This window comes from Rhodococcus sp. EPR-134, assembly GCF_001647205.1.
Classification (GTDB): domain Bacteria; phylum Actinomycetota; class Actinomycetes; order Mycobacteriales; family Mycobacteriaceae; genus Rhodococcus_F; species Rhodococcus_F qingshengii.
In genome coordinates this window covers 1-17,726 of the sequence record NZ_LVCT01000036.1, presented here as the reverse complement: position 1 = coordinate 17,726, position 17,726 = coordinate 1, and the positions used below count along the sequence as shown (strand labels likewise).

14 protein-coding genes and 1 pseudogene are annotated in these 17,726 nt (G+C 63.4%); 5 read left to right on the top strand and 10 right to left on the bottom strand.

The genetic code is table 11. From position 1 onward, the window contains the following. From A2J01_RS01615 to A2J01_RS01600, 4 genes are all read right to left on the bottom strand, one after another. Positions 1-693 (bottom strand): ABC transporter ATP-binding protein (locus tag A2J01_RS01615; protein WP_231915676.1); only part of this gene is annotated, 693 nt, incomplete at its 3' end. Positions 694-716: 23 nt separating this feature from the next. Continuing rightward, on the bottom strand, positions 717-1,766 hold the full coding sequence (fepG, locus tag A2J01_RS01610) for an iron-enterobactin ABC transporter permease (RefSeq protein ID WP_003946259.1): 1,050 nt from the start codon (positions 1,764-1,766) through the stop codon (positions 717-719). Further along, on the bottom strand, positions 1,763-2,890 hold the full coding sequence (locus A2J01_RS01605; protein WP_003946222.1) for a Fe(3+)-siderophore ABC transporter permease: 1,128 nt from the start codon (positions 2,888-2,890) through the stop codon (positions 1,763-1,765). Before A2J01_RS01605 ends, fepG begins: the two co-directional genes overlap by 4 nt. Further along, a complete protein-coding gene (locus A2J01_RS01600; protein WP_228232781.1) occupies positions 2,887-3,774 on the bottom strand; it encodes a siderophore-interacting protein in 888 nt (295 codons plus the stop codon). Before A2J01_RS01600 ends, A2J01_RS01605 begins: the two co-directional genes overlap by 4 nt. Before the next feature lie 257 nt (positions 3,775-4,031). On the opposite strand from A2J01_RS01600, the gene A2J01_RS01595 reads away from it, so the two are divergent. Beyond that, entirely contained in the window at positions 4,032-5,690 is a 1,659-nt protein-coding gene (locus tag A2J01_RS01595; RefSeq protein WP_231915675.1) for an ABC transporter ATP-binding protein, read from the top strand. Next, positions 5,687-7,444: an ABC transporter ATP-binding protein gene (locus A2J01_RS01590; protein ID WP_007729003.1), complete on the top strand. Its 1,758-nt coding sequence runs from the start codon at positions 5,687-5,689 to the stop codon at positions 7,442-7,444. Before A2J01_RS01595 ends, A2J01_RS01590 begins: the two co-directional genes overlap by 4 nt. Before the next feature lie 43 nt (positions 7,445-7,487). On the opposite strand, the gene A2J01_RS01585 is transcribed toward A2J01_RS01590, so the two are convergent. Then, a complete protein-coding gene (locus A2J01_RS01585) occupies positions 7,488-8,312 on the bottom strand; it encodes a helix-turn-helix domain-containing protein (protein ID WP_003946247.1) in 825 nt (274 codons plus the stop codon). A gap of 139 nt (positions 8,313-8,451) precedes the next feature. On the opposite strand from A2J01_RS01585, the gene A2J01_RS01580 reads away from it, so the two are divergent. Further along, positions 8,452-9,942, top strand: coding sequence for an acetyl-CoA acetyltransferase (locus A2J01_RS01580; protein WP_064111644.1), 1,491 nt, complete (start codon positions 8,452-8,454; stop codon positions 9,940-9,942). Positions 9,943-10,022: 80 nt separating this feature from the next. Here the strand turns inward: A2J01_RS01580 and A2J01_RS01575 are convergent, their stop codons facing one another. Further along, the gene (locus A2J01_RS01575; protein ID WP_064111642.1) at positions 10,023-11,261 is read right to left on the bottom strand and encodes an HNH endonuclease signature motif containing protein; all 1,239 of its coding nucleotides are present in this window, start codon (positions 11,259-11,261) and stop codon (positions 10,023-10,025) included. A gap of 217 nt (positions 11,262-11,478) precedes the next feature. Between A2J01_RS01575 and A2J01_RS01570 the strand changes: the two genes are divergently transcribed. Further along, complete coding sequence (locus tag A2J01_RS01570) at positions 11,479-11,898, top strand: TetR/AcrR family transcriptional regulator (RefSeq protein WP_064111652.1); 420 nt, start codon at positions 11,479-11,481, stop codon at positions 11,896-11,898. On the opposite strand, the pseudogene A2J01_RS01565 reads toward A2J01_RS01570, so the two are convergent. The 4 genes and pseudogenes from A2J01_RS01565 to A2J01_RS01550 form a co-directional block, all read right to left on the bottom strand. After that, positions 11,895-13,703, bottom strand: a pseudogene (locus A2J01_RS01565) (ABC-F family ATP-binding cassette domain-containing protein). The gene A2J01_RS01570 and the pseudogene A2J01_RS01565 sit on opposite strands and share 4 nt — an antisense overlap. Beyond that, positions 13,703-14,638, bottom strand: a complete 936-nt coding sequence (locus A2J01_RS01560; RefSeq protein ID WP_030536307.1) for a 4-(cytidine 5'-diphospho)-2-C-methyl-D-erythritol kinase — start codon at positions 14,636-14,638, stop codon at positions 13,703-13,705. The pseudogene A2J01_RS01565 and the gene A2J01_RS01560 overlap by 1 nt, the downstream one beginning before the upstream one ends. Before the next feature lie 81 nt (positions 14,639-14,719). After that, complete coding sequence (locus A2J01_RS01555; RefSeq protein WP_064111640.1) at positions 14,720-15,496, bottom strand: ABC transporter permease; 777 nt, start codon at positions 15,494-15,496, stop codon at positions 14,720-14,722. Between the two features lie 36 nt (positions 15,497-15,532). Next, positions 15,533-16,528, bottom strand: a complete 996-nt coding sequence (locus tag A2J01_RS01550; RefSeq protein WP_082900774.1) for an ABC transporter ATP-binding protein — start codon at positions 16,526-16,528, stop codon at positions 15,533-15,535. Positions 16,529-16,625: 97 nt separating this feature from the next. Between A2J01_RS01550 and A2J01_RS01545 the strand changes: the two genes are divergently transcribed. Next, positions 16,626-17,594, top strand: coding sequence for a helix-turn-helix transcriptional regulator (locus A2J01_RS01545; protein WP_003946249.1), 969 nt, complete (start codon positions 16,626-16,628; stop codon positions 17,592-17,594). Positions 17,595-17,726 lie beyond the last annotated feature (132 nt).

The following is a 17,726-nucleotide window of genomic DNA, read 5'->3' as shown; positions in this document are numbered from 1 at the left end:
CACCGCGCCGTCCTTCATCGCGATGATGTGAGTTCCGTAGCGGCACGCGTGATTGAGATCGTGAAGCACCGCCACCAGCGTGTGTCCGTCGTTCTCGTTCAGATCGCGGCAGAGTTCCAGCAGCTCGATCTGGTGCGCGATGTCGAGGAACGTCGTCGGCTCGTCCAGTAGCACCAACGGAGTCTGCTGCGCGAGAACCATAGCTACCCAGACACGTTGGCGCTGACCACCGGACAGTTCGTCGACCGGCCTGGCCGACAGATCCGTGACCTTGGTTGCCTCCATCGCCTTGATGACGGCGGCCTCGTCCTCTCGGGACCACTGGCGGATCAGCTTCTGGTGCGGATAACGCCCTCGCGCAACCAGATCGGCGACTTTGATTCCGTCCGGCGCGATCGACGTCTGCGGCAGAAGCCCGAGTCGCCTCGCAACTTCCTTTGCCGGGTACGACGTGATCGCCTTACCGTCGAGAAGGACCTTGCCGGTGGTCGGCTTGAGCAACCGGGACAGCGCACGCAGAAGCGTCGACTTGCCGCAGGCATTGGGACCGACGATGACGGTGAAGCCACCGTCGGGGATTTCGACGTCGAGGTGTTCCGAGATGACGCGCTTGTCGTAACCGATCGTGACGTCCTCGGCGCGAAGCCGATTCGTCCTTTCGACCACGACGGCGGCCGTACTTGTCTCGTTCACGCTGTTCCTCGTTCCTTCACCGATCACTGCTTACGTGCCTCTCGCGCGAGAAGCCATACGAAATAGATGCCACCGATGGAGACGGTGACGACGCCGACCGGCAACTGTGTCGGCGCGAAAGCTCGCTGCGCCACCCAGTCGCTGACCATCAGCAACGCGCCACCCATTGCTGCCGACGGCAGCAGGGTCACTCCGGCACTACCGGTCAATCGCCTCACCAACTGCGGAGCCGCCAGCGAGACGAACCCGATGGGACCGGCCGCTGCTGTCACCATGGCCGTCAGGGCGACGCCGAGAACAACCAGGGATAGCCGCGTGGGTTCGGCCCGGACGCCGAGCGCCTTGGCGGCGTCGTCGCCCATCTCGAGCATCTGCATCCGCCTGCCCAACACCAGGATCAGCGGAACGAGGATGGCCAGCACGACGACCACCGGCCACACCTGAGTCCAGCCGAGGCCGTTCAACGAACCGGCACCCCACACTGCGGCAGCCATGGCGTCGTCAAGTTTCGCCTTGAGGATCATCCAGGTGTTGACCGAGCCCAACATCGCGCTGATGGCGATACCGACGATGATCAACCGGAATCCCTGCACACCTCGCTTGTACGCAAGGAGATAAACAACTGCTGCGGTGGCGATTCCGCCCACCAGAGCACCGACTGCGATCTCGTAGTAAGTACCACCGATGAGGAGGATGACCACCAGAGCGCCCGTGTACGCACCGGAGTTGAAGCCGATGATGTCCGGGCTACCCAACGGGTTCCTGGTCAGCGATTGGAAGATCGCACCGCTCATACCGAGCGCCGCACCGAGCATCAGCGCCAACAGAACTCGGGGCAGACGCCATTCCACGACGACCATGTGGATACGCGCGGGGGCTTCGCCGAACAGTGCACCGAGGACGTCCCCGATCGGCACTTGGTAGTCACCACTACCGAGCGCGATGACACCGATGGCCAATGCAAGCGCAACGAGGACGAGGCAGACTGTGACCGTGCGGACGTCGATCCGCGCGGACCAGCCTTCTTTGGGTGAGCGCACCACCGTGGTGGCGCGCCCGAAATCGATGCTCACAGACCGCTCACCTTGCTTCGACGCACCAGCATGATCAGCACCGGAGCGCCGATGAAGGCCGTGACGATACCGACCTGAAGTTCACCCGGGCGCAGCACGATTCGGCCGACGACGTCGGAGAAGAGAAGAAGAATCGGCGAGCACACCAACGTGTACGGGAGAATCCATCGCTGATCCGGTCCGACGAACCATCTCGCGACGTGCGGAACCATCAAACCGACGAATCCGATCGGCCCGGCCGCAGCTGTCGCCGCGCCGCACAGCAATGTCACCGCGATGACACCGAGGATGCGAGTACGAGTGATGTTGGCACCGAGCGAACGTGCCAGATCGTCACCCAGGGCCACCGCGTTGAGTTGGCGCGCCAACGCGAGCGCCAGGAAGAGCCCGATGAGAATGAATGGGGCAACGGCCAGAACGATTTCCAACGAACGCCCGCTGAGTGAGCCGGCATTCCACTGGCGCATCTGGTCGAAGGCGGTCGGGTTGAGCAAGGTGATCCCGGACGAGATGCCGCCGAGCACGGAGCCGATGGCAACACCGGCAAGCGTCAGCCGAATGGGCGTCGCACCACCTCGACCGATCGAGCCCAGCGTGTAGACGATCGCCGTGGCTATCACCGCTCCGAGGAACGCGAACCAGATGTACGACCAGATGCTGGTCAGGCCGAAGACCGCGACGGCAACGACCATCGCGAAGCCTGCTCCGGCATTGACACCGAGAATTCCGGGATCAGCCAAGGGATTTCGTGTCATCGCCTGGATGAGGCCACCGGCCACACCCAGTGCCATACCGACTATCAGACCGAGCAGAGTACGCGGTAGTCGCAGGTCACGGATGATCACGTGATCATTGGAATCGTCGTAGTTCACCAGCGCGTCGATCACGGTGCCGAACGGAATGGTCTTCGATCCCACCGCGATACTCAGAAGGAGCACGGCGGCGAGCACCACCAGGCACACCAGAAGACCCGCCATACGACGAGAGTTGGTCGATACCAGCCCGTCCGGTTGCTTCTGCTTCTCGTGCAGCGACTCGTCGATCAGTTCTTCGGTGTGTTTGTCGACTGCGCTCTTGTCCGCCGCACCGCTGTCGACAGCACTCTTGTCGAATCCAACGGTCACAAGCCGGCGCTCTCTAGAGTCTTCTCGACCTCGTCGCGGATCTCTTCCTCGTCGCGGTCCGATTCCCAGGCCGCATCGAGTGCCGCGCGGACACTTTCGTCGAGGGCCTCGTACTTCGCGTTCCACACCTCGGCTTTGTACGTCCAGTAGCCGATGACCTTGTACTGCTCACCCGGCAACTTCAGTTCGTGGCGAAGGTACTTGCGGATGTCACGGAGCATCGTGCTCTCGCCTGCAACCCACACGTATCCGAGTTCGGTGGGCAGGTTCATCGCGCGAACCGCGTCCGGCAACTTCGACGGTGCAACACCGTTGCCACTGCCGACCAGCCAGATGAACTCGACGTCGGCGTCCGAGGTGATCTGCTGCTTGTGAGACTCGTCCACCACCTCGACGATCGCCTTGGCCGACATCCCGGCGGGCAACTGTTCGATCAAGCGCCCGAGTGCGGGGAGTCCAGTCGCGTCGGCGACGAACACCTGCCAGCGTGCGTCGGCCGGGGGCTCGTAGAGGCCACGAGACTCGCCGATCGCCAACTTGTCACCGATCTCGGCCTTCTGTGCCCAGTCGCTGGCGATACCACCCTCGTGAACGACGAAGTCGATCGTCATGCAGCTGGTTTCGGAATCGAACCGTCGCACGGTGTACGGCTGGCACGGGGACGGTTCCTCTCCCTCCGGGTATCGCCAACCGCGCGGTGCATCCGGATCTTCCGCCGGTAGAACGAACTTGCCTGTAGCCGGGACCGGGAAGTGGAGGCGCAGGTATTCGTCACCGGTACCGGTGGTTTCGAAGGCGGTCAGCTCCTCCCCACCGAACACGATACGAACCATTCCCGGGGTCACGTACTCCTTGTGAAGTACCTCGCCGAACACAAGACTCACAACAATCTCCAACATCGATGGAACATGAACCGGACCCGAACACGAGGATCTATCCGACTTCCGGACATAGTTAACCCGCGCTAAGTAAGGTAGACCTTAATTTATTGCAGTGTCGTCGATGAGTCGATGCCTTCTCCGCTGCAACGGGGCCAACTACTATCGCAATTCGGCCAACGCAATACGTATGGCCTGTTCACGACAAGTATTGGCACCGGTGTGACTTCTGACTACCGCCCACGATCCCTAGCGTGGACCCAGTGCCTTCGACACCACTTCTTTCGGCCGAGACAAACGGTCCCCCAACCAGCCCGGCGATCACGCCGCGTCAGGTAATCACACGCGCGATCGCTTCCGAAGGTCGCGGAGCCAAGCTGGCGGCCGCGTCCGTCGGCTTCACCGGCCACCAGGTCGCGGAAGCGTTGGTGCCGGTGGTGATCGGTGCGGTCATCGACCGTGCTGTGGCGACCAGCGATGCCGCCGCACTCGGAAAGTGGATCCTCGTTCTCGGAATTCTCTTCACCGGCTTGTTGCTCAGTTGGCGCTTCGCGGCGCGCATCTCCGATTCCGTCACCGAGCACGGAGCACATCGCTTGCGGATGGACATCGCGCGCCGAGGCCTCGATCCGCACGGCATGTCGCCGCGGCGTATGCCGGGCGAGGTCTACTCGATTGCAACATCCGACGCGGGTTCGGTGGCCGGATTCACGCACACGCTGAGCACCAAACTTGCGGCCGCCTGCGGAGTGCTGACCGCCGCGATTTCGCTACTGGTGATCCCGGTGCCACTCGGCCTGCTCGTCATCCTCGGCACTCCCCCGGTGCTGGCTCTCATGCAGGTGGTCAGTCGGCCGCTCGAACGCCGAGCCGAAACCGATCAGTGGCAGGGCGCCAAGGCCGGCGCGCTAGCCGCGGATCTACTCTCCGGACTCCGAATCCTCTCCGGAATCGGCGCCGGAGATGCTGCAGCGCAGCGGTATCGGGGAGCCAGCCGGACTTCGTTGGGAGCAACCCTTCGCGCACAGAGATACCAAGCGATGTACTCCGCCGCCAACGTTGCGATCGCCGGCGCTTTCCTCGCCGTCATCGCGTACGTGGGCGGACGGATGGCAGCGTCCGGGAGCATCTCGGTCGGTGAATTCGTTGCCGTGGTTGGTCTGGCACAGTTCCTTCGGGGTCCGTTGATCGACATCATCTACTTCGGCGCCGGTCTGGCACGGGCGCGTGCTTCCGCCAACCGCGTCGCAGCACTTCTCGGGACCGCCGAGGCTGTGACTCCCGCGGGTGAACCTGTGTCCCTGAATCACTCCGAGTTCCTGACGCTGCGCGACGTCGTGTTGGCCGGAGCGTCACCAGTCGATCTCGACGTCAAACGCGGCGAGATCATCGGCATCGTCACCGAGAATGCCGCCTGGGCGGATGCGTTGGTCGACGCACTGGCGCGTCGAATCGAGCCTTCGAGCGGAACAATTCATCTCGGCGACAACGCCATTCACGAGCTGCACATCGACGAACTTCGCACTCACGTTCTGGCAGCACCGCACGACGCGGCACTGTTCATCGGCACAGTCGGCGACAACATCGACGCCCTCGCACCGATCGGCAGCCGCAACGACGAGGCCATCGCCGCTGCTGCGGCAGATCAAGTGATCTCGGCACTGCCGCTCGGCCTCGCAACCCGAGTCACCGAGCAAGGGAATTCTTTGTCCGGCGGTCAGCGTCAGCGCATCGCGTTGGCGAGGGCACTGGCGAGCGAAGCTCCCGTCCTGGTGCTGCACGATCCCACCACTGCCGTCGACTCCGTCACCGAAGCGCGCATTGCTCGCGGGATCGCCGAGGTACGCGGGGCACACGCCACAATACTTCTGACCAGCAGCCCCGTGCTGCTCGATATCTGCGATCGGGTGATCGAGCTGTGAACGAACTACTCCCCACCGCAACACCGAAACAGGCGCGGCGCGCGGCACTTCGGTTGATGGGACCCCACCGAATTTCCGCGATCGCAGCAGTCGTCACCCTGACCGCCGCGACCGCGATCGGTCTGCTCACACCGCTGGTCCTCGGCGCCATGGTCGACGCCGTGACCGACGCAGACGGCGACGCTGTCTCTCGCATCGGCACACTGACTCTCGCGTTGGTCGGTATCGCGGTTGCCTCATCCCTTCTCGTCGGAGTGAGCAACTACCTGCTCGCCGGCGTCGGCGAGCGCGTTGTCGCCGACCTTCGCGAAGAAGTCGTCGTCCGGGTTCTCGACCTTCCGCAGAGCGACGTCGAACGGGCCGGGCGCGGAGATCTCGTCTCCCGCATCACCGGCGACGTGCGGTTGGTGACCCGGGCCGTATCCGAAGCACTTCCGGTTTTTGCCACCGCGGCACTGACCATCGTGTTGACCCTGATCGGATTGGGTAGCCTCGATTGGAGATTCGCCGTCGCCGCGGTGATCGCGGCACCCATCCAGATCCAGGCGCTGCGCTGGTACCTCTCGAGGTCGGCACCGGTCTACCGCGAGGAGCGGGAGGCAGAAGGTGCACGTGCGCAACAGCTCCTGGACTCGCTGAGCAACTCCGACACCGTCGGATCGCTTCGCCTGGCCCAGCCGCATCTCGAACAGATCGAATCTCGATCGATGACGGCCGTCCGGCTGAGCTTGTTGACCACGCGTCTACGCACCAGGTTCTTCGGCCGGCTCAACATCGCGGAGTTCATCGGCCTGTCCGCTGTGCTGATCACCGGCTTCTGGCTGGTGAAGGACGGTCAGATCAGCATCGGTGCCGCCACCGCCGCAGCCCTGTTCTTCCACCGCCTCTTCGATCCGGTGGGCGCGGTTCTCAGCGTGTTCGACGAATTGCAGGAAGGCACAATCGCGTTGGCTCGCCTGGTCGGAGTCACGCTTGCGCCCGTGCCATCTGCACCGACCGATCCGCAGGAACCTGTCGACAGCTCAGCTTCTTTGGAACGCGTCACATTCTCGTACCGAAGCGGCGACGCTCCTGTTCTGCGAGACATCGACATCACCATTCCGGCAGGAACCGTCACCGCACTGGTGGGCGCTACCGGAGCCGGAAAATCTACAGTCGCAAAGCTGATCGCGGGAACCTACGAACCGACCGAAGGCGTCGTGAAGATCGGGACGGTGCCCCGGAACGAACTGCCACCGTCGACATCTCGGAGCGCGGTGGCCCTCGTGACTCAGGAGGTCCACGTCTTCGCCGGCACGTTGGCCGAGGATCTGCGGCTGGCCGACCCGTCGGCAACCGACAACGACATCACCGCGGCGCTCGATACCGTCGGCGCGTCGGATTGGCTGCGGGCTCTCCCGGACGGACTCGAAACCGTGGTCGGAGACGGTGGACACCGGCTGACCGCAACACAGGCACAACAACTTGCGTTGGCAAGAATCGAATTACTGGATCCGCCGCTGCTGATTCTCGACGAGGCGACCGCCGAAGCGGGCAGCGCCGGAGCCAGGGTCCTCGACGATGCCGCTCTCGCTCTGACCCGGGGTCGCACTGCTGTCACAGTGGCACACCGACTCTCACAGGCCGTCGACGCCGATCAGATCCTGGTGATGGACGACGGCCGCGTCGTCGAGCACGGCTCTCACGACGAGTTGGTCAACCTCGGGGGTCGGTACGCGGAGCTGTGGGAAGCGTGGTCCGCGCCGCGGAGTTGACCGCGACGGTTGCACCGAGCACTTCCGCCCGGTGCAACCCAACTCAAGCGTGCAGAAGGTACGGCACCGATTCGGGCGCCACACTCCCCTTGTTCATCATGCTGCCGGGTGTGCGGCCGGTGACCCGGCGGAACACTGCGACAAAAGCACTCGGAGTTTCGTATCCGACCCGCCTACTGACAACCGAAACCGGCACTCCAGCAGCTAAATACGTCAATGCTGCGCGGACACGTACCTGAATTCGCCACTGCGCAAAAGTCATTCCAGTGCCCTGCGCGAACACACGCGTCAGCGTACGGACGCTACCGCCAGCCGTCAGCGCCCATTCGGACAGCGACCGCTGGTCTGCCGGATTGGCGACCAACGCTTCGGCGACGAACAACGCTCGCGGATCGGTCGGCATCGGAACCTCAACCGCAGCAACTTCGAGCGGCTGCAGCATGTCGAAGGCCACCCGCTCGGCGCGACTACGCGCCTCGTCGGGCATGTTCCGCCGATGCATGTGCAGGAGCACCTCACGCAGGAGAGCACTGACACCGAACAAACCCGGAACACCCGACGGCGCGGCGTGAGCCTCGGGCCGGAAGTAGGTGCAGAAGAACTCCGTACCCGGACCAGCCTTCACGGCATGCAACGCCCCGGCAGGCAGCCACAATCCGGCCGAAGGCGGCACCTCCCAAGTGATGCCGTCAGCGACAACCGTGAGCATTCCACCGGAGTTTCCCCAGATCAGCTCATGTTCAGGATGACGATGCGGGGCCCACTGCCGCTGATGAGAGAGCTTCAGAGTCACCGTTGTCATCGAGTAGGGGTGATCGATGGAACGCGGCCCCACGGGCACCGAAATTCTCTCTGCCACAGCTGTCATGAAGACGAGTATAGGACTTTCGTTAGGCATACCTAAATAGGAACCCGAAAATTGTTGACTGTGACCCCAGAGTTACACATACCAGGGTCCCCGATATCGTGACTGCAACTCCCGGCTACGGGTCGGCAACGAGAGGTACATGATGGTTGACGCATCACGAATCCCGGTCATCGTCGGCGTCGGCGATCTGCGCTGGAATCCTGCCGACGGGCACCGCGAACCCCTCGATCTGATTCACGACGCCACCGTCGCCGCGTTGAACGACAGTGGACACGCTGAACTGGGAACACAGATCGATTCCGTGTTCGCGATCAAGACAGTCAGCTGGTCGTACGACGATCTCCCCGGGCTGCTTGCCTCACGATTAGGCGCGACCCCCACGGTCACCTCTACCTCGCCGATCGGTGGCCACTGGCCCGCGGCGCTCCTCGATCGGATCGGCGCGGCCATCGCTCGCGGTGAATCCTCGGCTGCTCTGCTCGTGGGCGGCGAATCGCACGCCAGCAGTACCGCCCTGCGAAAGTCCGGAGTCGCCCCCGACTCGATCGGGTGGACAGCCGCGCCGGGTGGGCCTCCCGGATTCGATCCGACCGACCTGGGAAGCCCTGAAATGCAGCGCGCCGGTTTCATCGTGCCTACGCGCGTCTACCCGCTCTTCGAGAACTGTTTCAGCGCTGCCGAGGGCCACGACGCCGGTGAATCGCTCGACTGGTCCGCGCGGATGTACGCCGCATTCTCGGAACTGGGTTCGAAGAATCCCGCCTCCTGGACGTCGGAGATCCGATCGGCAGACGAGATCGGCACCGTCGGCCCCGGCAATCGGATGGTCTCCGAGCCGTACCCGCTGATGCTCAACGCCATGCCTTTCGTCAATCAGGCTGCGGCCGTTGTCGTCTGCTCGTTGTCGACGGCCCGCGAGTTCGGGATCGATGAAAGCAAACTGGTGTACCTCTGGGGCGGCGCTGGTGCGAGTGATCCGTTGGACATCCTCAGCCGCAACAGCTTCGACAGCTCGGCCGCGATGCATGACGCCGTACATCGCACACTCGACGGTGCCGGAGTCGGCGCCGACGCACTCGACATCGTCGATGCCTACAGCTGCTTCCCGATCGTGCCCAAGCTGTTGATCCGCGAACTCGGACTTCCCGATACCGCGATCCCAAGCGTCACCGGAGGACACTCGTTCTTCGGCGGACCGCTCAACAGCTACACCCTGCATTCCGTCGCTGAAGTCACCAGGCGAATTCGCGACGGCGCGAACCTTGCCCTCGTCCACGGCAACGGTGGATTCCTCACCTACCAGCACTGCGTACTGCTGTCGTCCGCCGCTCATGCCGACGGGTACGTCGGCGATCCCGACGCACGCGCTTTGACCACGGAGGCTCCGGAACTGATCACCGATTACCAGGGCACTGCAGAAATTGTCACTGCCTCTGTCGAATACGGTCGCACCGGGGAGCCTGAGATCGGGTTCGTGATCGCGACGACGCCGGACGGTCGCCGCGTCGCCGGTCACACCGGTCCCGAGAATGCCGCCGAACTGACCCAGCTTCGCGGTGACAACCCTCCGTCGATCGGGCGAACTGTTCACATCAGCGACGAGAACGGGCGACTCACGCTCACGTTCTGACACTAGCGTTCTGACAGTAGACAGCCGTCAGCACCGGGGCATGGTGATGCCCCGGTGCTCACGTCTTCAGTTGTCGCGGTTCAGGCTGCTGTGGGTGGGCTGTTCCCGCCGATCGGCTGTTGATACGGATCAACAGACATCGGCGGATAGAACACCGTCTTACGATCCGGTCCGATCTCGACCCGCCATTCGGTGTGGTGCATCGTCCGGTGGTGATGACCGCACAACAAGATCAGGTTGTCGAGATCTGTTGGGCCACCATCGTTCCAGTGAACAATATGATGGGCATCGCACCACCCCGACGGAGTCCCGCACCCCGGAAACGCACACCCACCATCACGAACCGCCAACGCCCGCCGCTGCGGAACCGTCGCCGTTCTCGCTTCCTTACCGCAGTCGAGCGGAACACCATTCTCGTCCAGGAGGATCCGCGTCACGGTGCAGTCGCACGCCAACATCCGGGCCGTGTCGATACTGATCGGACCCACCCAATCCGCCCACGCGAAACCCAGTTCCTGAGTCGACGGCAGTAGATCCTTCAAGGCTTTGAGGTCGGTCATGTCTTTTGCACTGGCGGTGACTGTGATGTGCGGTTTCACTCCGCCCTCGATCGGACCCAGCCCCGCCCGCTCGTACCGGCGCAGTAGTTCGCAGAACCCGTCCGCGCGCCGCAGCGCCGGCGTACGGGTGTCCTTGACGCCGTCTTTCTCCGGCGTCGGCGCAGACAGGCTCGACAGCAACGTGATCAGACGGGCCCCGTTGATCGCATCCAAGTCACCCTTCACAGTGACCCGCCCGTACAAACCTTTCGAGGCGTAGAACTCGTTACGCTCCGAATCCTCACCAACCGGAACGCCGTCCTCGCGTTTTCCGTACTGCTTCTCGATCCGCCGGATCGCCGCCCGCACCGCATCACAATCCGCGATGTTCTGCGACGCCAGGCCAAGCAAGATCCCGCGGGCCTTGTCCACATCCGCCAGGGTCATGTTCTTGGGCGGATGCTGACAGAACGACGCCACCTGACGCGCCTTCAACGCATCCACGTCACCGCGATGGAATGCATCCGCGACAACAGGTTCGAGCATCAACAACCGCGCCAACCCGACCAGCAGGCTGCACTCACCGATCTCCAGATTCGTCGAACCATGCAACCACTGCGCGATCGCCCGAAAACCCTTCCCGCCGAGAACCTCACGGGAAAACATCTCCACGATCAGCAACACCATCCGCGACTGCAACTCGTGCCGGACACGCACCAGATCCAAAACCTCACCCTTGAGGCCCTCACCATCCAGCTGCCACGCTTCCCGACTGTCCATGCCCAAAGTCTAATCGAACACACTTTCGATAACCAGAGACAAACCGGACAACTTCGGGAACATGAAGTCTCGAGACCTGTTGAAGTACATAAACATTCGCCTAGTCGTCCAATATCACGCGATAGAGGACGTATCCCGCGAAACACGCAATCGCAACAACGCACAGCACGAGCAGGATGTCGAAAAGACGGGCCGGGTTGGGTTTCGAGCCTGGTCGATGAGAGGCGCCGAAGACGAGGCGGGCGTGCCACACGGCAGCGCACGGCACTACTTCGCAAACCAGCGTGGACTGATAGTCGAGGTGGTGCGGCATCTTCTGGACGGTGATCTTCCTCGCCCGGGCGAGACGCCGAAGCAACAGGTGGCCCGGTGGCTGGGGCCTGAATCCGGCCGCACTCGGGCGCGTTACGAACTGATCATCGCGTCATTCCACGATCCCGACCTCGCAGTGGAACTGGTGCGTGGTCGGGATCGGTTTGTCGACATCCTGGTCGAACGCGGCATGACCTCGTCCGATGCAACGGAGTTGGTCGCAGCACTGGACGGGCTCGTTCTGGACGCACTGCTGCGCAGGCATGCTCCGGAAACCCTGGATCCCGAGCGAATCTTCAAGAGGTTCGCAGCGAAGTTCCCCTAGCCGTCCAGCTCGGCGAAGAGCTCCATCCACTGCTCTTCGGCGGCTTCCTTGTCGGCGATGACCTGCTTGAGTTCTGCGCCGAGTTTCTGCAGCTTGTCCGGGTCGGTGGCCGCGTCGGCGAGGGAAGCGTGCAGCTTCTTCTCTCGGTCGTCGAACTTCGCAATGGACCGCTCGAGCTTCGAAAGTTCCTTGCGTGCAGCGCGATCCGCGGCGCCGTCGCGGACCTGCTTGCTCTTCGACGCACCACTCGCCGTCGAGGCCACCGACGGGTTGTCGCCATCCCCCATTGCTGCGCGCCGACGCAGGTAGTCCTCGATACCACCGGGCAGGTTGGTGAGCTTGCGGTCACCGAAGAGCGCCCAGGTGGTGTCACAGATGCGCTCGATCAGGTACCGGTCGTGCGAGATGACCACCATGGTGCCCGCCCAGCCGTCGAGCAGATCTTCGAGTTGCTGAAGCGTGTCGATGTCGAGATCGTTGGTCGGCTCGTCGAGAAGCAGGACGTTGGGCTCGGCCATGAGGACACGCGTCAACTGCAGACGTCGGCGCTCACCACCGGAGAGATCACCGACTGGGGTGCGCTGACGCGCCGGCGTGAAGCCCAACCGCTCAGCCAGCTGACCCGCCGATACTTCCTTGTCTCCCAGCGTGATTCGCTCGGCTACATCCTTGACCGCGTCGAGTACGCGCATGTCGGTCGGTAGATCGTCGAGTTCCTGCTTGAGCCAACCGATGTGGACGGTCTGCCCCTGAATGCGCTTTCCGGCGGCAGGCTCGAGTTCGCCGGCCAGAGTCCGCAACAGAGTCGTCTTGCCCGAGCCGTTGACACCGACCAGGCCTACACGCTCACCTGGAGCGAGACGCCAGGTCAGATCCTCGACGAGTACACGACCGTCCGGAGTCTCCAGACGCGCGTCTTCGAGTTCGATGACAACCTTGCCGAGCCGACGCTGCGCGAACGACGCAAGAGCGACCGCGTCACGAGGTGCCGGAACGTCGGCGATCAGGGCCTCTGCGGCCTCGATGCGGTACTTCGGCTTGGACGTACGGGCCGGCGCACCGCGGCGCAGCCATGCGAGTTCCTTGCGTGCAAGGTTGCGTCAACGCTCTTCGGAAGCGTCAGCCTGACGCGAGCGCTCGGCGCGAGCGAACACCCAGTCGTTGTAGCCACCCTCGTAGCTTTCGACGCCGCCGCCGACAACCTCCCAGGTGCGGGTGGCGACGGTGTCGAGGAACCAGCGATCGTGGGTCACGACGACAAGCGCGCTGCGACGCGAGACGAGGTGCTCGGCCAACCACTGAACACCTTCGACGTCGAGGTGGTTGGTGGGCTCGTCGAGCACCAGCAGGTCGAGGTCCTGAACCAGAGCCGCAGCGAGAGCCACGCGGCGACGCTCACCGCCGGACAGGCCGTCGACCTTGGCGTCCAATGCGGACCGCTCGCCGCCGGCGCCCAAGTTGTCGATGCCGATACCCGAGAGCACCGAACGGATGCGCGCGTCGCCGGCCCATTCGTGTTGCGCCACTCCGAGCGGCCCCAGGACCACTTCACCGACAGTGGAGCCGGGAGGCAGCACACCGCGCTGCGTCACGACGGCCATACGCAATCCGCCGACGCGGCTGACGCGTCCCGAATCCGGCTGCTCCACACCCGCGAGGACTTCGAGCATGGTCGTCTTACCGCCACCGTTGAGACCGACGACGCCGATGCGCTCGCCCTCCTCGACGCCCAGGGAGACCCCGTCGAGCAACGGCTTGACGCCGAAAGACTTCGACACGTTTTCCAGATTGATCAGATTCGCCATCAGTGCTGTCCCTTTGCCGCATTGTCGAGTATTCGTGCTCCGGGAACGGGTCCGCTCGCCACGCGAACGGTGCGGCACACCCCCGCTCCCGCAAGTTCTGCGCTCACTTCCACCGCGGACTGTGCGTCGGCGCAGAGAAAGGCGCATGTCGGTCCGGAGCCGGAGACGATGCCGGCCAAAGCTCCGGCTTCGACGCCCGCTCGAAGCGTCCGTCGTAGATCCGGGTTGAGTGAGAGTGCCGCAGCCTGCAGATCGTTGCCGAGCAGCGACGCAAGCAGATGAGCGTCACCCGTGGTCAGTGCCTGGATCAACGCATCGGCGCTCCCCAACCGTTTCGGGGAGCCTTCTGCCCGCAGCTTGTCCAGCTCGCGGAACACGACTGGTGTGCTCAAGCCGCCCTTGGCCAGCGCCAACACCCAGTGAAAAGTGTGGCGGGTCAAGACGGGGACAAGTTGTTCGCCGCGGCCGGTTCCGAGGGCAGTGCCACCGTGCAGCGAGAACGGAACGTCACTCCCGAGGCGTGCCGCAAAAGCGTCGAGATCAGGCCGCGAGAAGTCGAGCTTCCACAAAGCGTTGAGCGCAACCAAAGCGGCGGCTGCGTCGGCACTCCCGCCGGCCATTCCGCCTGCGACGGGGATGCCTTTCTCGATGACTATCTCGACGTTCGGGGCCACGCCACCCTCGACGGCGAGCATCTCGGCGGCACGCCACACGAGGTTGGTGCGATCGGTCGGCACGGCCGCGGCGTCGTCGCCGATCACCCGCACGGTCAAGGTGTCCGCAGGCGCCACCGTGAGGGTGTCTGCCAGCGACAATGCCTGAAAAACCGTCGTCAGCTCGTGATAGCCGTCGTCTCGCAGGTCCCCGACGGCAAGGTGGAGATTCACCTTGGACGGGGCCCGGACGACTACGGGGCGTGGAACGACGGAGAGCACAAGGAACAACAATAGGCGCTGCGAACACCTGGGCGAAAACCTGCGACCGCAGCAGCCCGTCCGACAGCCAACACACCCACGCTATTTCACCGCGCGCACACCTACGCCCAGACCGACCACCGCCACGCCCAAGGCGGCGACGATTCCTGCCAGAACGCTGCTCGACGCGAAGTCTCCGGCAAAGAGTGCCCGCTCGGCGTCTACGACGTAGCCGAGCGGATTGATGTTCACGAGGACCTTCATCCAACCTGGTGCGTCCTCGAGTGGAAGCATGGTTCCCGACAGGATCAGGAGCGGGAACATCAGCGTCTGCTGAACGACCCAGAACATCCAATCCTGCTCCCGCACAGCCAGAGCGAGAGCGTACGAGAGCGCACCGAGTCCGACGCCGAACACTCCCAGCAGGACTATCCCGAGCGCGGCTCCCGCTGCATCGACGTCCAATCCGAGCGGAAGTGCGACCAGAATGATCAGAATCGCCTGCGCGGCAAGCGGAACCATCTCCTTGCACGCTCGCCCGATCAACAAGGACGAGCGTCGGAGCGGAGTCACCAACATTCGCTCGTGCGATCCCTGCTGCATCTCCATCAGGAGGTTGGACCCGGTCATCGTCGTTCCGAAGATCGCGATCATCACCAACACACCGGGAATGAACCAATTCCATACGCCGTCACCGGTACCCGGAACCCCTTTGAGCAGAGGCCCGAACAACGCCAACAGGATCAGCGGCTGGATGAGGCTGAAGATGACGCTGACCGGGTCGCGCAACATCGGTCGCAGCTCACGGCCCATCACAATTGCGCTGTCTCGAACGATGTTGCCGTGCACGGTACGTGGGGTATCGAGTGTGATTGTCATGGCGGATTCCTGTTCGTCGAAGTTCTTTGTCGTGTTTCAGGAAGCGACCGCAGCGGCGCTCTCGCGCAGACTGCGACCGGTGAGAGTGAGGAAGACGTCGTCGAGAGTCGGCCTGGTGATGTCGGCAGTGAGTGCGCGGGCACCACGGGCATCGGCTTCACGCAGCAATACCGGGAGCGTCGAATCACCCTCGCCGGCACGGATACTCACCGAGTTTGCCTCGACCGTGACGTCACGCACAGTGACAAGTCGCTCGGCCACCGACGCTGCGACGGCGGCCGCCTCGACGCTGTCGAAGGTGAGCAGAAGATGATCCCCCGCAAGATCCGCTTTGAGTGCAGCGGCGGTGTTGTCCGCGATAACAGTGCCCTCGTCGATGACGATGACCCGCTCCGCCATCGAATCCGCTTCTTCCAGGTAGTGCGTGGTCAGCACGATCGTGGTGCCCATCTCGCGCCGCAACCGCAGGATGTGGTCCCAGAGGTTGGCCCGACTCTGCGGGTCCATGCCCGTGGTCGGCTCGTCGAGGAACAGGAGCGGTGGGCGATGCACCAGGCCGAGGGCGATATCGAGCCGCCGGCGCTGCCCGCCGGACAACGTACTGACCTTTCGAGTGCCCAACTCGGTGAGTTCGAGATCACGCAGCAACTCCTCGGCCCGGACCTGCGAGTCACCCTTGGGCATTCCGTAGCACAACCCCTGCGTCACCAACTCGTCGCGAACTCGCTGGTTGTGGCCGGCGCCGTTCCCCTGCCCGACGTATCCGAGGCTCGATCGCACCTCGTTCCGCGCCGCGGAGACGTCAAATCCTGCGATTCGCGCGCTGCCGGACGTGGGCTCGAGCAAGGTGGTCAACATGCGCAACGTCGTCGATTTCCCGGCGCCGTTCGGCCCCAGCAAGGCAACCAACTCACCCTCCGCTACGTCGAGCGTGACTCCCTTGACTGCTTCCACGAGTTTCTTGCCCTGAGCGAAGTGCTTGGTGAGCGCCTTCGTCTCGATCATCGGTCTGCCGTCGTTGATGCGACTCATGACGTGGCCCCAATTTCTTCTCGACTGGTCGGATGTGGACCAACCTAAATTCAATTGAGGACTCATACGGTCCTAAATGTTTGGCAGACTTCTGGCCATGAAGGAGACATCGGCTCGCCTACTGCGGTTGCTGTCACTGCTCCAGACGCGTCGAGACTGGTCCGGTGCCGAACTCGCAGACAAACTCGCGATCACCCCGCGCACGGTTCGACGTGACGTGGACCGCCTCCGCGATCTCGGCTATCCGGTCGACGCGACAGTCGGAGTCGGTGGCGGATATCGCCTGGGTGCCGGCGCGGAGATGCCCCCGCTACAGCTCGATGACGAAGAAGTGCTCGCGGTGGCACTTTCTCTGCAATCCGGAGCGACCGGCTCTGTGGTCGGCATCGGCGAGGCTTCGATGCGCGCGCTGGCGAAGCTGCGGCAGATCATGCCGTCGAGGCTGCGACACCGTCTGGAATCGCTGTCGATCGATGTCGTGCCACGCGAGCCCGCCGCGAGCGCAGTCGATGCGTCGGTACTGTCCGCCATCGCATCCGTATGCCACAACCACGAGCGATTGAGATTCGACTACAGCACTCACGACGGCACCCAGAGCCGACGCGAGGTGGAACCGTACAGGCTCGTGCGGTCGGGTGTTCGGTGGTATCTGGTGGCTTGGGATCTGTCTCGCGAAGACTGGCGGTCGTTCCGCGTCGACCGGATGGAACCCAAGATCCCCACCGGCCCACGATTCGTGCCGCGGGAACTACCCGCCGGTGGTGCAGCAGACTTCGTTTCCCGCGGTGTCGCTCGGGCCTATTCCTCCACGCGCGCAACAGTTCTACTGCATGCACCCATCGAGCAGATAGCACCCATGGTCAACGAACAGTGGGGATCGGTGGAGTCCACCGACGAAGGGCGTTGCGTCATAGTGCTTTCGGGCACTTCTCTGCGATCGATCGCACACTGGCTCAGAGCTTTCGACGTCGATTTCACCGTTGTGAATCCACCTGAACTCCGCGAGGAATGCCGCACGATCGCGGCGGAAACGGCAGTCGCCACTCAGCGGTATCTCGATGCATGACAGCGTTTTTCACCCAAATACAACAAGACCCCAACTCCGAAGAGTTGGGGTCTTGTCAGTACGTCATGCGTCGGTTGCCCGACTCACATGGACGTCTTAGACGATGGTAACGCCGGTGGCCTGCGGGCCCTT